The sequence below is a fragment of the Dyella marensis genome (genome assembly GCF_900112865.1).
GTDB classification, from domain to species: domain Bacteria; phylum Pseudomonadota; class Gammaproteobacteria; order Xanthomonadales; family Rhodanobacteraceae; genus Dyella_D; species Dyella_D marensis_A.
This window is the reverse complement of the sequence record NZ_FONH01000007.1, coordinates 62,782-74,528: the sequence shown is the minus strand read 5'-3', so window position 1 is coordinate 74,528 and position 11,747 is coordinate 62,782. Positions and strand designations below refer to the sequence as shown.

The 11,747-nt window shown below is 68.1% G+C and carries 12 protein-coding genes and 1 tRNA gene; 9 read left to right on the top strand and 4 right to left on the bottom strand.

Going from position 1 to position 11,747, the window contains the following annotated elements; genetic code table 11:
* Window positions 1-136 precede the first annotated feature (136 nt).
* Window positions 137-213 (top strand) — tRNA-Arg (locus BM172_RS12000).
* A 105-nt stretch (window positions 214-318) separates the two neighbouring features.
* On the opposite strand, the gene BM172_RS22180 is transcribed toward BM172_RS12000, so the two are convergent.
* Window positions 319-642, bottom strand: coding sequence for a hypothetical protein (locus BM172_RS22180; RefSeq protein WP_143096513.1), 324 nt, complete (start codon window positions 640-642; stop codon window positions 319-321).
* A gap of 259 nt (window positions 643-901) precedes the next feature.
* Here BM172_RS22180 and BM172_RS11990 point away from each other — a divergent pair, with 259 nt between their 5' ends.
* The 6 genes from BM172_RS11990 to BM172_RS11965 all read left to right on the top strand — a co-directional run bounded on the left by BM172_RS11990 (window position 902) and on the right by BM172_RS11965 (window position 6,436).
* Entirely contained in the window at window positions 902-1,297 is a 396-nt protein-coding gene (locus BM172_RS11990) for a hypothetical protein (protein WP_143096512.1), read from the top strand.
* Window positions 1,298-1,494: 197 nt separating this feature from the next.
* Complete coding sequence (amaB, locus tag BM172_RS11985; RefSeq protein ID WP_026633278.1) at window positions 1,495-3,030, top strand: L-piperidine-6-carboxylate dehydrogenase; 1,536 nt, start codon at window positions 1,495-1,497, stop codon at window positions 3,028-3,030.
* Window positions 3,031-3,103: 73 nt separating this feature from the next.
* Window positions 3,104-3,871, top strand: a complete 768-nt coding sequence (locus BM172_RS11980; protein ID WP_026633279.1) for a class I SAM-dependent methyltransferase — start codon at window positions 3,104-3,106, stop codon at window positions 3,869-3,871.
* A 2-nt stretch (window positions 3,872-3,873) separates the two neighbouring features.
* Window positions 3,874-4,911 (top strand): quinone-dependent dihydroorotate dehydrogenase, encoded by a 1,038-nt coding sequence (locus tag BM172_RS11975; protein WP_026633280.1) that lies wholly within the window; start codon window positions 3,874-3,876, stop codon window positions 4,909-4,911.
* Window positions 4,912-4,942: 31 nt separating this feature from the next.
* The gene (gene murB, locus BM172_RS11970) at window positions 4,943-5,971 is read left to right on the top strand and encodes a UDP-N-acetylmuramate dehydrogenase (RefSeq protein WP_026633281.1); all 1,029 of its coding nucleotides are present in this window, start codon (window positions 4,943-4,945) and stop codon (window positions 5,969-5,971) included.
* Window positions 5,972-5,974: 3 nt separating this feature from the next.
* A complete protein-coding gene (locus tag BM172_RS11965; protein WP_026633282.1) occupies window positions 5,975-6,436 on the top strand; it encodes a hypothetical protein in 462 nt (153 codons plus the stop codon).
* A 52-nt stretch (window positions 6,437-6,488) separates the two neighbouring features.
* On the opposite strand, the gene BM172_RS11960 is transcribed toward BM172_RS11965, so the two are convergent.
* Together BM172_RS11960 and BM172_RS11955 are read right to left on the bottom strand one after the other, a co-directional pair.
* Entirely contained in the window at window positions 6,489-7,247 is a 759-nt protein-coding gene (locus BM172_RS11960; protein ID WP_026633283.1) for a Bax inhibitor-1/YccA family protein, read from the bottom strand.
* Between the two features lie 98 nt (window positions 7,248-7,345).
* Window positions 7,346-8,602, bottom strand: a complete 1,257-nt coding sequence (locus BM172_RS11955) for an MFS transporter (protein ID WP_026633284.1) — start codon at window positions 8,600-8,602, stop codon at window positions 7,346-7,348.
* Window positions 8,603-8,732: 130 nt separating this feature from the next.
* Here BM172_RS11955 and BM172_RS11950 point away from each other — a divergent pair, with 130 nt between their 5' ends.
* Window positions 8,733-9,533 (top strand): AraC family transcriptional regulator, encoded by an 801-nt coding sequence (locus BM172_RS11950; RefSeq protein ID WP_026633285.1) that lies wholly within the window; start codon window positions 8,733-8,735, stop codon window positions 9,531-9,533.
* 132 nt (window positions 9,534-9,665) lie between these two features.
* On the opposite strand, the gene BM172_RS11945 is transcribed toward BM172_RS11950, so the two are convergent.
* Window positions 9,666-10,625: an NAD-dependent epimerase/dehydratase family protein gene (locus tag BM172_RS11945; RefSeq protein ID WP_026633286.1), complete on the bottom strand. Its 960-nt coding sequence runs from the start codon at window positions 10,623-10,625 to the stop codon at window positions 9,666-9,668.
* 90 nt (window positions 10,626-10,715) lie between these two features.
* Here BM172_RS11945 and BM172_RS11940 point away from each other — a divergent pair, with 90 nt between their 5' ends.
* Window positions 10,716-11,609 carry a LysR family transcriptional regulator gene (locus BM172_RS11940; RefSeq protein WP_026633287.1) on the top strand — a complete coding sequence of 298 codons (894 nt, stop codon included), beginning with the start codon at window positions 10,716-10,718 and terminating at the stop codon, window positions 11,607-11,609.
* Window positions 11,610-11,747 lie beyond the last annotated feature (138 nt).

Here is an 11,747-nt window from a genome sequence, read left to right as displayed (position 1 = left end):
GGGCCGCCCGACTATGCCGCATGCCGCTGAACGCATACCGAGCCGGAGCGGCGGACGTGCCGATGACACGAACAGGCGCCACGCTCCGGAGCGCTTTTTCGCGCGGGGCCGTGTTCCTCTATACTTGCCGCCCGCTGCCCCCGTAGCTCAGTTGGATAGAGCGTCCCCCTCCTAAGGGGAAGGTCGTACGTTCGAATCGTATCGGGGGCACCATTTTTCAAGCACTTGCACGATCGATGCCGCGCGCTTGCCCGGCATGTCCTGCCGGCGTTCGGCGGGCGCATGCAGATCGCCGAACGCATGGTCTCAAGCGACCGCTCAGTCAACCTGGGGCGGCTGCCCGATGACCTCCAGATAGACGACGTTGGATCGCTCGATCCGGTCCGCGTAGCGGCGCTCGAGGAAAATAGGCTTTTCCCCAGGGGAGGCCAGAATCCATGGGTCGACCCGTGCGCTGGCTCCATTGCCAGCGGAGTTGCTGAGCAGGCGATGCCCATCCATCACCACGACGGTGCCATCCGCCAGGGGGCTGCCTTCCGTGCTGATCCAGACGGCGGAATCGCCATTGGGTTGCGGATTGATCGGCTCTCCGACCCGGCTCTCTGTCGGTCCGAATTTTGCGATACGGGCCGGCATCGACACGACGAATGTGCATCGCGCAACACCTGGCCGCCCCGATGCAGCTGCGTGGTCTCGCGAACCGGACCTTCGACCATGCGCGACGCATGTAGCAGTTCAAAGGCGGCCTCCCCGTAGGCCTGATCCCAATTCGCAACAGGACAATCGCCAAACCGCTGCATGAGTTGATCTAATGACCGTGATATGCCGTAGCGATTGACATGCAGATCATGCTGCGCCGGCTCGCCGAGCATCCGCCCAAGGAAGAGGAGGAACAGCCCCGATGTCCGCCATCCATATCCCCTGGTCGCGCATCCCCGCATCCGGCGATACCGGAGGAGTTGTTCCGCCCGGACAACCGTCCGATGATGGCGACATGGCAAGCCGCCTGACCGCGCTCGAAACCACCTTGCCCACCCTGGCAACGAAGGGTGACCTGCATTCGCTCGATGCAAGCATCAAGACCTGGATGATCGCCACGGTGATCGGTCTTTTCCTCGGCTTTGCCGGCTTGTTCTTCGCCATGAACAACGCGGCCAGGCCGGCGCTTGCACCATCGGTGGCCCAGGCTCCGATCGTCATCCAGGTCCCGGCCTACGCACCGCTCCAGCAAGAAGCTTCCTCGCCGGCCAGGGCACAAGCCCTATCGAGACCTTCAGCGCAAGGATCGAGGCAGTAACCCCAAGCCCGGCACCGGCTGATCCGCCCGTGGCAAAGGATGCCCCGCGCTGGCATCGCATGGCGCAACGCACCATCGCCCTTCCCCGCCGCACCTCTCGGGCTCCCCGGCCCCTGCCTGCTAGAATTACGCCTTTCCACCCATCCCATTCCCACTCACCCCAGCGCGCCGCGAGGCGCCACGGTCCAGGAGCACGCATGTCCCACGAAATCCTCAAGGCGCTCGGCATCGGCGCGGAGCATTCCGGCACTTATCTCGGCCAGGGCGAATGGTCCCGCACCTCGGACGCCGGCGCGCTGCAGCCGGTGAATCCGGCCACCGGCGAGGTGATCGGCACCGTGCACGCCTCCAGCGCCGCGGACTACGAGACCATCGTCAAGCGCGCCCAGGAAGCCTTCAAGACCTGGCGCACCACGCCCGCCCCGCGCCGCGGCGAAGCGGTGCGCCTGTGCGGCGAGGCGCTGCGCAAGCACAAGGACGCGCTGGGTTCGCTGGTCGCGCTGGAGATGGGCAAGATCAAGCCGGAGGGCGACGGCGAAGTGCAGGAGATGATCGACATCGCCGACTTCGCGGTGGGCCAGAGCCGCATGCTCTACGGCTACACCATGCATTCGGAGCGCCCCGGCCACCGCATGTACGAGCAGTACCACCCGCTGGGCCTGGTCGGCATCATCAGCGCGTTCAACTTCCCCGTGGCGGTGTGGGCTTGGAACGCCTTCCTCGCCGCGATCTGCGGCGACATCTGCATCTGGAAGCCGTCGCCGAAGACCCCGCTGTCGGCGATCGCCACCATGAAGATCTGCAACGAGGCGCTGAAGGCCGGCGGCTTCCCGGACATCTTCTTCCTGTTCAACGACGCCGGCACGGATCTCTCGCAGGGTTTCGTCGACGACAAGCGCATCCCGCTGATCAGCTTCACCGGCTCGACCAAGGTCGGCCGCATGGTCGGCGAGCGCGTGGCGCGCCGCATGGGCCGCTCGCTGCTGGAATTGGGCGGCAACAACGCGATCATCCTGGACGCGAGCGCCGACCTTAAGCTGGCCATTCCCGCCATCGTGTTCGGTGCGGTCGGCACCGCCGGCCAGCGCTGCACCACCACGCGCCGCCTGTTCGTGCACGAGTCGATCGTCGGCGAAGTGACCGACAAGCTGGTCGCCGCCTACAAGCAGGTGGAAGGCAAGATCGGCGACCCGACCCTGGCCACCACCCTGATGGGCCCGCTGAACAGCCAGGACGCCGTGCAGGCCTACCTGGGCGCGGTGGAAAAGGCCAAGGCCAGCGGCGGCAAGGTGCTGACCGGCGGCGCCGCGCTCAGCGACCGCAAGGGCAACTTCGTGCTGCCGACCATCGTCACCGGCGTCAAGAACAGCGACGAGGTGGTGCAGACCGAGACCTTCGCGCCGATCCTCTACATCATGCCGTTCAAGTCGCTGGACGAAGCGATCGAGCTGCAGAACGACGTGCCGCAGGGCCTGTCCTCGGCGATCTTCACCCGCGACCTGAAGGCGGCGGAGCAGTACCTGTCCTCGGCCGGCTCGGACTGCGGCATCGCCAACGTCAACATCGGCACCTCCGGCGCCGAGATCGGCGGCGCCTTCGGCGGCGAGAAGGAGACCGGCGGCGGTCGCGAGTCCGGTTCGGATGCGTGGAAGGTGTACATGCGCCGCCAGACCAACACCAGCAACTATTCGGACTCCCTGCCGCTGGCCCAGGGCATCAAGTTCGACCTGTAAGCACGACGGCGCCCGGCCCCGCGCCGGGCGCCATTCGCGGTGGCTGCCGAGCTTTTCCCAAAGGACGAGTGCCATGAACGACCTGCGCGCCACGGAACGATTCAGCAACCGCGTCGAGGATTACGTCCGCTACCGTCCCGACTATCCCAGGGCGATGCTGGACTGGCTGCAGCGCGAGCATGGCGTCACGCCGCAATGGCTGGTCGCCGACGTCGGCGCCGGCACCGGCATCTCCAGCAAGCTGTTCCTTGACGCCGACTACCGCGTGATCGCGGTGGAACCCAATGCCGCCATGCGCGGCGCGGCGGAGAAATGGCTGGGCCTGGACGAGCACTTCCGCGCGCTCGACGGCCGCGCCGACAAGACCGGCCTGGCCGCGCACAGCGTGGACCTGGTCTCGGTGGCGCAGGCCTTCCACTGGTTCGACCAGGACGCCACACGCCACGAGTTCGCCCGCATCCTGCGCCCGCACGGCCTGGCCGCGATCTACTGGAACAGCCGCCGCCTGGTCGGCACGCCGTTCCTGGAAGGCTACGAGGCACTGCTGCAGCGCTACGGCACCGACTACACCAGCGTGGCCGAGCGCTACGCCGACGAGCCGCGCATGCGCGCCTGGTTCGGCGAGGGCTATCGCGGCACCGGCAGCTTCGAGCATCGCCAGCAGCTGGATTTCGACAGCCTGCGCGGCCGGCTGATGTCGTCCTCGTATGCGCCGAAGGAAGACCACCCGCAGCACGCGCCGATGATGCAGGCGCTGCGCGAGCTGTTCGACGCGACGGCGACGAACGGCAAGATCAGTTTCGACTACGACACCCGCGTCTACGTGGGCCACCCAGGCTGAGTATGTATTCCCTCATTCGCCCCCTGCTGTTCGCGCTCGACGCCGAAACGGCGCACCGCTTCACCCTGTATGGCCTGGACGTGGCCCATCGCAGCAACTTTCTGCACGTGGTGGCCAAGCCGCCGGCGGAACTGCCGGTCAGCGTGTTCGGCATCGATTTTCCCAATCCGGTGGGCCTGGCCGCCGGCCTGGACAAGAACGCCGATCACCTCGACGCGCTGGGCGCGCTCGGTTTCGGCTTCGTCGAAGTGGGCACCACCACGCCGCGGCCGCAGCCGGGCAACGACAAGCCGCGCATGTTCCGCCTGCCGCGCCACGAGGCGGTGATCAACCGCCTGGGCTTCAACAACGCCGGCGTCGACGCGCTGGTGCGCAACGTGCAGAGCTCAAGCTACCGCGGCGTGCTGGGCATCAATATCGGCAAGAACAAGGACACGCCCAACGACAAGGCGGTAGAGGATTACCTCTTCTGCCTGGAGCGCGTCTATGCGCACGCCAGCTACATCACGGTGAACATCTCCTCGCCGAACACCCAGGGCCTGCGCGACCTGCAGGAAGAGGCCACCCTGCGCCGCTTCATCGACACCCTGCGCGAGGCGCAGGAACGCCTGGGCTCGCAGGCCGGCAAGCGCAAGCCGATGCTGCTGAAGATCGCGCCGGACCTGGCCGAGGCGGAACTGGACGGCATCGCCGAGGTGCTGCTGGCCACCGGCATCGACGGCCTGATCTGCACCAACACCACCATCGAGCGCGGCGCGGTGGAAAGCGATCCGCACGGCAGGGAAACCGGCGGCCTGTCCGGGCGCCCGCTGTACGCGCGCTCCACCGAAGTGCTGCGCGGCATGCGCCGCCGCCTGGGCGAGCGCGTGCCGATCGTCGGCGTGGGCGGCATCCTGGAAGGCGACGATGCCGCCGGCAAGATCGCGGCCGGCGCGTCGCTGGTGCAGCTGTATTCGGGCATGGTCTATCGCGGCCCGGCGTTGATCGCCGAATGCGTGGACGAAATCCGTCGCCAGAGCGAGGACGCCCATGCCGGCTGATCCGTACGCATTGCCGGTGCAGCGCATCGACATGGGCGGCTACGCGCTGATCGAGAACGCCCCGCTGGGCCAGCGCAACACGCTGCGCGTGAACGCGCGCGCGCGCCTGCTGGCCGAAGTCACCGACGCGGCGAAGCTGCCCGAACTGCTCGACTTCCCCGGCGTGCGCAGCGGCCCGCTGCTGGTGCTGGGCGAAGGCAGCAACCTGCTGCTGGCCGACGACCTCGACGGCACCGTGGTGGCGATGGCCAATCGCGGCGTGCACGTGGAGCAGGAAGGCGAGCTCACCCGCATCGCGGTGGCTGCGGGCGAGCGCTGGGACGACTTCGTGCGCTGGACCCTGGGCCAGGGCTTCGCCGGCCTGGAAAACCTGATCCTGATCCCCGGCACGGTCGGCGCCGCGCCGATCCAGAACATCGGCGCCTATGGCACCGAAGTGGCCGAGTTCATCGAAAGCGTGGAAGCCTGGGATACGCGCGAGCGCCGCGTGGCCGTGCTCGACCGCGCGGACTGCGCCTTCGCCTACCGCGACTCGCTGTTCAAGCGCGAACCGGGCCGCTACATCGTCACTGCCGTGCGCTTCGCCCTGCCCCGCACGCACGGGCTGCGCCTGGACTATGCCGGCATCCGCGAGGAGCTGGCGCGCATGGGCGTGGACAAGCCGGCGCCTTTCCATGTCGCCGAAGCCGTGGTGCACCTGCGCACGCGCAAGCTGCCGGACCCCGCGGTGATCGGCAATGCGGGCAGCTTCTTCAAGAATCCCGTGGTCGATGCGGCGGTCGGCGAGGCGCTCAGGCGCGACTACCCGGAGCTGGCCGCCTGGCCCGGCGCCGACGGCCGCTGGAAGCTCTCCGCCGCCTGGCTGATCGAGGCGGCCGGCTTCAAGGGCCAGCGCGAGGGCGACGCCGGCATCTCCAACCGCCATGCCCTGGTGCTGGTCAACCACGGCCAGGCCAGCGGCGCCCAGCTGTGGGCCTTCGCCCAGAAGGTGATCGCCGGTGTGCACGGCAAGTTCGCAGTGACGTTAGAACCCGAACCTGTGGTGATCGGCAAGGGATAAGCGATGAGGCTGGCCGGGAAGATCGCACTGCATCTGCTGCTGGTCTTCGCGGTGCTGCTGATCCCGCCGCTGGCCTATGACCAGGTCGCCAGGCACGTCCACGGCGAATCGCCGTGGCTGTTCGTCGGCGGCCTGACCTACCCGCTCTACCTGGGCTGGTGGATCACCCGCATCGGCCACCCGCGCATCCGCGCCATCCTGCTGCACCTGCTCGGCTTCGCCACGCTGCTGTCGGCGCTGGTGCTGCTGCTCAACCAGCACACGGCGAGCCTGGCGCCGTTCCTGCCGACGGCCGCGATGCTGCCCTGCCTCGCCCTGGTGCTGCTGCGCGCGGCGCAGGAGCGGGACGACGACATGCGCACGCATCTCTACGCGCTGCTGCTGCTGATTCCGTTCGCGCTGTTCCTCACCGCGCTGATCGTGATCGGCATGTCGCTGACGGCGATGCAGGGCATGCGCTGGTAAGCGGGCAAAAAAAGGCCGGCGTCGAGCCGGCCTCTCCGTCATGTCGACAAGCTCAGCGGCGCGCTTTCGACAGCAGCCGCAGCAGCTCCAGGTACAGCCACACCAGCGTCACCATCAGGCCGAAGGCGCCGTACCACTCCATGTACTTGGGCGCACCCTGCTCCACGCCGCTCTCGATCAGGTCGAAGTCCAGCAGCAGGTTGAACGCCGCCAGGCCCACCACCAGCAGGCTGAAGCCGATGCCCAGCACGCCGGATTCGTGGATGAAAGGCACCTGGATGCTGGTGAACATGCGCAGGCCCATGTCCACCAGGTACAGCAGCGCGATGCCGCCGGTGGCCGCCACCACACCCATGCGCAACTTGTCGGTGACCCGGATGATGCGCGAGCGGTACAGCATCAGCATCACCGCCATCACGCCCGCGGTCAGCATCACCGCCTGCAGCACGATGCCGGGGAAACGCACTTCGAACAGCGCGGACACGCCACCCAGGGCAAAGCCTTCGGCGATCGCATAGGCCGGCGCGGTGATGCCCGCCCAGTTGGCCTTGAACGCGGTCACCAGCGCCAGCACGAAGCCGACCAGGAAACCGCCCCACATGAACGGCGCGATCGCCGTCAGCCCGGCGGCGACGTTGCCGCCCTCCGCGGCCGCATGGCTGAAGCGCAGCCAGGTCCAGCCGCCGGTGACCACCGCCAGGAACAGCAGCAGGCCGGTCTTGCCCACCGTGCCGTTGAGGGTCATGCGTTCGCCTTCGGCGAACAGGCCCTGGAAGGTGCTATCGCGTAAAACCGGATTGCCCGAACGCATCGCCGACTCCTCTCGTACCGCGCGCCATCGCGCGGCCATGCCCGCCATGCTAGCGCGTCGCGGGCATGGCGGAGCGGCGGCGGCTCAAGCCGGACGGCTCAACTTTCCTTGGCAGCCAGCCGCTTGGGTCCGTCCAGGTTCGGCAGCAGCACGGTGATCACGCCCAACAACGGCAGGTAGGCGCAGATGCCGTAGACGAAGTCGATGCCCTGCGCATCCGCCACCTTGCCCAGCACCGCCGCGCCGATGCCGCCCATGCCGAAGGCGAAGCCGAAGAACAGGCCGGAAATCATGCCCACGCGGCCGGGAATCAGCTCCTGCGCATAGACCAGGATGGCCGAGAACGCCGAAGACAGGATCAATCCGATCACCACGGTCAGCACACCGGTCCACAGCAGGTTCGCGTGCGGCAGCAGCAGGGTGAACGGCGCCACGCCCAGGATCGAAGCCCAGATCACCCACTTGCGTCCGATGCGGTCACCCACCGGGCCGCCGATCAGCGAACCGGCCGCCACCGCGAACAGGAACACGAACAGGTGCGTCTGCGCGTTCTGCACCGACACGCCGAACTTGTGGATCAGATAGAACGTGTAATAGCTGGTGATGCTGGCGATGTAGAAATACTTGGAGAAGATCAGCAAGCCCAGGATCGCCACCGCGCCGATCACCCGGCCGCGGGTCAGCGTCACCGCCGCATGGCGTGCCTTGGCCTTGCCGCGCACGGCGTGATGGTCGCGATACCACGCGCTCACCTGCAGCAGCACCACGATCGCCAGCAAGGCGGCCAGCGCGAACCAGGCCACGCTGCCGCGGCCGTGCGGCACGATGATCCAGGCCGCCAGCAGCGGTCCCAGCGAGGCGCCGGTATTGCCGCCCACCTGGAACAGCGACTGCGCCAGGCCATGCCGCCCGCCCGAGGCCATCCGCGCCACGCGCGAGGATTCCGGATGGAACACCGACGAACCGGTGCCGACCAGCGCGGCGGCCACCAGCAGCAGCGCGAAGTTCGGCGCGTTCGCCAGCAGCAGCAGGCCGCACAGCGTGAAGCCCATGCCCACCGGCAGCGAGAACGGCATCGGCTTGCGGTCGGTGATCATGCCCACCATCGGCTGCAGCAGCGAGGCGGTGACCTGATAGGTCAGCGTGATCAGGCCGACCTGGGCGAAGCTCAGGTGAAAGCCTTCCTTGAGGATGGGATAGATGGCCAGGATCAACGACTGGATCATGTCGTTGAGCAGGTGCGCGAAGCTGATCGCGCCGATGATGCCGAAGTCGGTGCGTGGCTCGGCCTTGGCGTGGGTCTGGGTCTGGGTCTGCGCGGCCGGCAGGGGGAGATCTTCGACGCGGGTCTGCATGGGGGCGGCGGTCTGTGCGGGGGGACGGTGGGGCGCGGCATCTTGCCGCGCCCAGGCCAGCACCTTAGATTGGGCGGCGCCGGCCCGCTCACGCCAGCGGGTCAATATCCATCGAATCCGGGCCATCCCCATGCGCCAGACCCGCGTCAACCACTACGAGGACATTCCTCGCGCCATCGTCGCCACCGGCAACGACTACCCCGCGCGCTTCGTGCTGCCGTCCCACGCGCACAAGCGCCACCAGCTGCTGTACGCGGCCACCGGCGTGGTCAAGACCATCACCCCCGAAGGCAGCTGGATCGTGCCGCCGCGTCGCGCGCTGTGGATTCCCGCCGGCGTGATGCACGAGGTGCACATGGACGGCGAAGTGAGCACGCGCAGCGCCTACCTGCAGCCCGACGCGGCGCGGGATCTGTGGCGGCACTGCCAGGTCATCGCCGTCTCGCCCCTGCTGCACGAACTGCTCGAGGCTGCCGTCGACCTGCCCGCCGAGTACGCGCTGGACAGCCGCGACGGCCGGCTCATGGCGTTGCTGCTGGACGAGATCCGCGCCATGCCCACGCTCGCCCTCAACACCCCGCTGCCGGCCGAGCCGCGCCTGTACAAACTGTGCCGCGCGATGCTGGATGCGCCGGCGCTGGACCTGGATATCGATGCGATGGCGGCGAAGGCGGGCATGAGCCGTCGCCATTTCACGCGCACGTTCCGGCAGCAGACCGGAATGAGTTATGCGGCGTGGCGGCAGCAGGCGTGCCTGTTGGCGGCGCTGACGCGGTTGGGGCGAGGGCAGTCGATTACCGATGTCGCGGTCGAGCTCGGGTATGGCAGTGCAAGTGCATTCACTGCGGCGTTCCGGCGGGTGCTGGGAGAGCCGCCGAGCCGGTACATGGCAGGAGAACAACGGCCGCGCGCCAAGGGTGCACCCATCTGAAAAAACGTCCAACGTAGGTTGGGGTGAGCGCAGCGAACCCCAACACACCTTCCGCCTTCTCGCATCCATGTAACGCCCGTTGGGGTTCGCTGCGCTCACCCCAACCTACGCCTGCGCCGTTATGCCGGCTCGTCAGAGGCATCCGGCGCCCACCAACGCGCTGCGCACCGCCTCCACCACCGGTGTCCGCGGCACTTCGCCGAGAAAACCGCGCAGCTTCGCATCCTCCAGCCGCGCCTCCGTCTTCCACAGATACCGCATCTTCCACAACTCGCGCAGCGTCTCCACGAACGGCTGCGCCAGCGCCACCATCCACCATGGAAAGCGCGCCGCGCGCACCGACGCATCGCCGGTCGCCGCGCGCACCGCATCGACCATCTGGTGGCCGTCCAGCCAATAGCCGCCGAAGTGGAACGAAGCGAACGGCTCCAGCTCATCCGCACGATCGAGCAGGCGTGCCAGCGTCTCCGCCACGTCCGGCAGATACGCCCAGGCGTGCCCCAGCTCCGGCGGCCCCGGATAGTTCACCGCACGCACCTTCGTGCCGGCCTTCACCAGCCCCTGCGAGAACCAGCTGTTGCCGGTGTTGCGCGGGCCGATGAAGTCGCCGCAGCGCAGGATCAGCACCGACGTGCCTTCGCGCGCGGCTTGCGCCAGGCGCTGCTCCATCGCCACGCGCAGCTCGCCCTTGCGACTGACCGGATGCTGGGGCGCAGCCTCGGTCAGCACGGGAAACGCATCGAAGCCGTAGTTGTAGATCGTGCCGGGCAGCACGATGCGCGCGCCCGTCGCCTTCGCCGCCGCGATGGTGTTTTCCAGCATCGGCAGCACCAGCCGCTCCCAGCCGCGATAGCCGGGCGGGTTCACCGCATGCACGATCACGTCCACGCCGGCGGCGGCGCGCGCCACATCGGCGGCCACCATCGCATCGCCCCTGATCCATTCAATGCCGCTCCACTCGATGCCTTCCACGCTGCCGGGCCGGCGCGCCAGCGCGCGCACCCGCCAGCCATGGCGCAGCAGCGCCACGCAGGCCTCGCCGCCCACGCCGCCGTTGGCGCCCACCACCAGTACCGTCTTCGTCCGCTTCATGGCTAGTCCTCCGTTGGGATGGGCACAGCTTGGGCCCGCGCCACCCATTAGAAAATCCACCAAGTACTAACATCTGCTATACAAATATGCATGACCAAGCCCGAACCCTCCTGGGACCTGTACCGCTCCTTCCTCGCCGTGATGCGCGAAGGCAGCCTGTCCGGCGCGGCGCGGGCGCTGGCGATGACCCAGCCGAGCCTGGGCCGGCACATCCGCGAACTGGAAGCGGCACTGGACGCTGCCCTGTTCACCCGCTCGCCGCAGGGCCTGTTGCCGACCGGGCTGGCGGTGCGCCTGGTGCCGCATGCGGAAGCGATGGCCTCGGCCACCGCGGCGCTGCGGCGCGCGATCAGCACCGGCGAGGATGTCGCGCGCGGCGTAGTGCGCGTCACCGCCAGCGAGGTGATCGGCACCGAAGTGCTGCCGCCGATGCTGGCCGAGTTCCGCCACGCCCATCCTGGCGTGACGATCGAACTGGTGGTCACCGACCGCTCGCAGGACCTGCTGCGCAAGGATGCGGACCTGGCCATCCGCATGACCCGCCCCACCCAGCAGGCACTGGTGGCGCGCCAGCTGGGACGGATCGAACTGGGGCTGTTCGCGCATCCGCGCTATCTGCGCCGGCACGGCACACCGGCTTCGCTGGACGAACTGCGCGGGCATAGCCTGATCGGTTTCGATCATGAGGCGCCCTACATGCGCTCGCTGCGGCCAAAGCACCTGCCGTGGAGCCGCGAGCAATTCACCTTGCGCACCGATCACCAGCTGGCGGCGCTGGCAGCGATGCGCGCCGGCTACGGCATCGGCATCTGCCAGGCGCCGCTGGCCGCGCGCGCGCCGAAGCTGGTGCGGCTGCTGCCGCAGGAGCTGGCGATCCCGATGGAGTGCTGGGTGGTGATGCACGAGGACCTGCGCCGCCAGACCGCCGTGCGCAAGCTGTTCGATCACCTCGCCGAGGCCTTGAATGCCTATGCGCGCCGTTGAGCGCCGTCACCGCGCCGTCAAATTTCCGCAGCAATATGACGATTTGCGCAACCGGCCCGGAACGACCGGCGGGCTGTCGGCGTGGCTACCGCGCGAACGGGGTAGCATGCCCATTCCCACACCCCGCTTGACGGGGAC

Bases quoted from the DNA above. Each gene is read 5' to 3' on its own strand.
- BM172_RS11975 (WP_026633280.1), top strand. From the start codon at position 3,874: ATGTATTCCCTCATTCGCCCCCTGCTGTTCGCGCTCGACGCCGAAACG.
- amaB (WP_026633278.1), top strand. From the start codon at position 1,495: ATGTCCCACGAAATCCTCAAGGCGCTCGGCATCGGCGCGGAGCATTCC.
- BM172_RS11960 (WP_026633283.1), bottom strand. From the start codon at position 7,247: ATGCGTTCGGGCAATCCGGTTTTACGCGATAGCACCTTCCAGGGCCTG.
- BM172_RS11990 (WP_143096512.1), top strand. From the start codon at position 902: ATGTCCGCCATCCATATCCCCTGGTCGCGCATCCCCGCATCCGGCGAT.
- murB (WP_026633281.1), top strand. From the start codon at position 4,943: ATGGGCGGCTACGCGCTGATCGAGAACGCCCCGCTGGGCCAGCGCAAC.
- BM172_RS11980 (WP_026633279.1), top strand. From the start codon at position 3,104: ATGAACGACCTGCGCGCCACGGAACGATTCAGCAACCGCGTCGAGGAT.
- BM172_RS11940 (WP_026633287.1), top strand. From the start codon at position 10,716: ATGACCAAGCCCGAACCCTCCTGGGACCTGTACCGCTCCTTCCTCGCC.
- BM172_RS11965 (WP_026633282.1), top strand. From the start codon at position 5,975: ATGAGGCTGGCCGGGAAGATCGCACTGCATCTGCTGCTGGTCTTCGCG.
- BM172_RS11955 (WP_026633284.1), bottom strand. From the start codon at position 8,602: ATGCAGACCCGCGTCGAAGATCTCCCCCTGCCGGCCGCGCAGACCCAG.
- BM172_RS11945 (WP_026633286.1), bottom strand. From the start codon at position 10,625: ATGAAGCGGACGAAGACGGTACTGGTGGTGGGCGCCAACGGCGGCGTG.
- BM172_RS11950 (WP_026633285.1), top strand. From the start codon at position 8,733: ATGCGCCAGACCCGCGTCAACCACTACGAGGACATTCCTCGCGCCATC.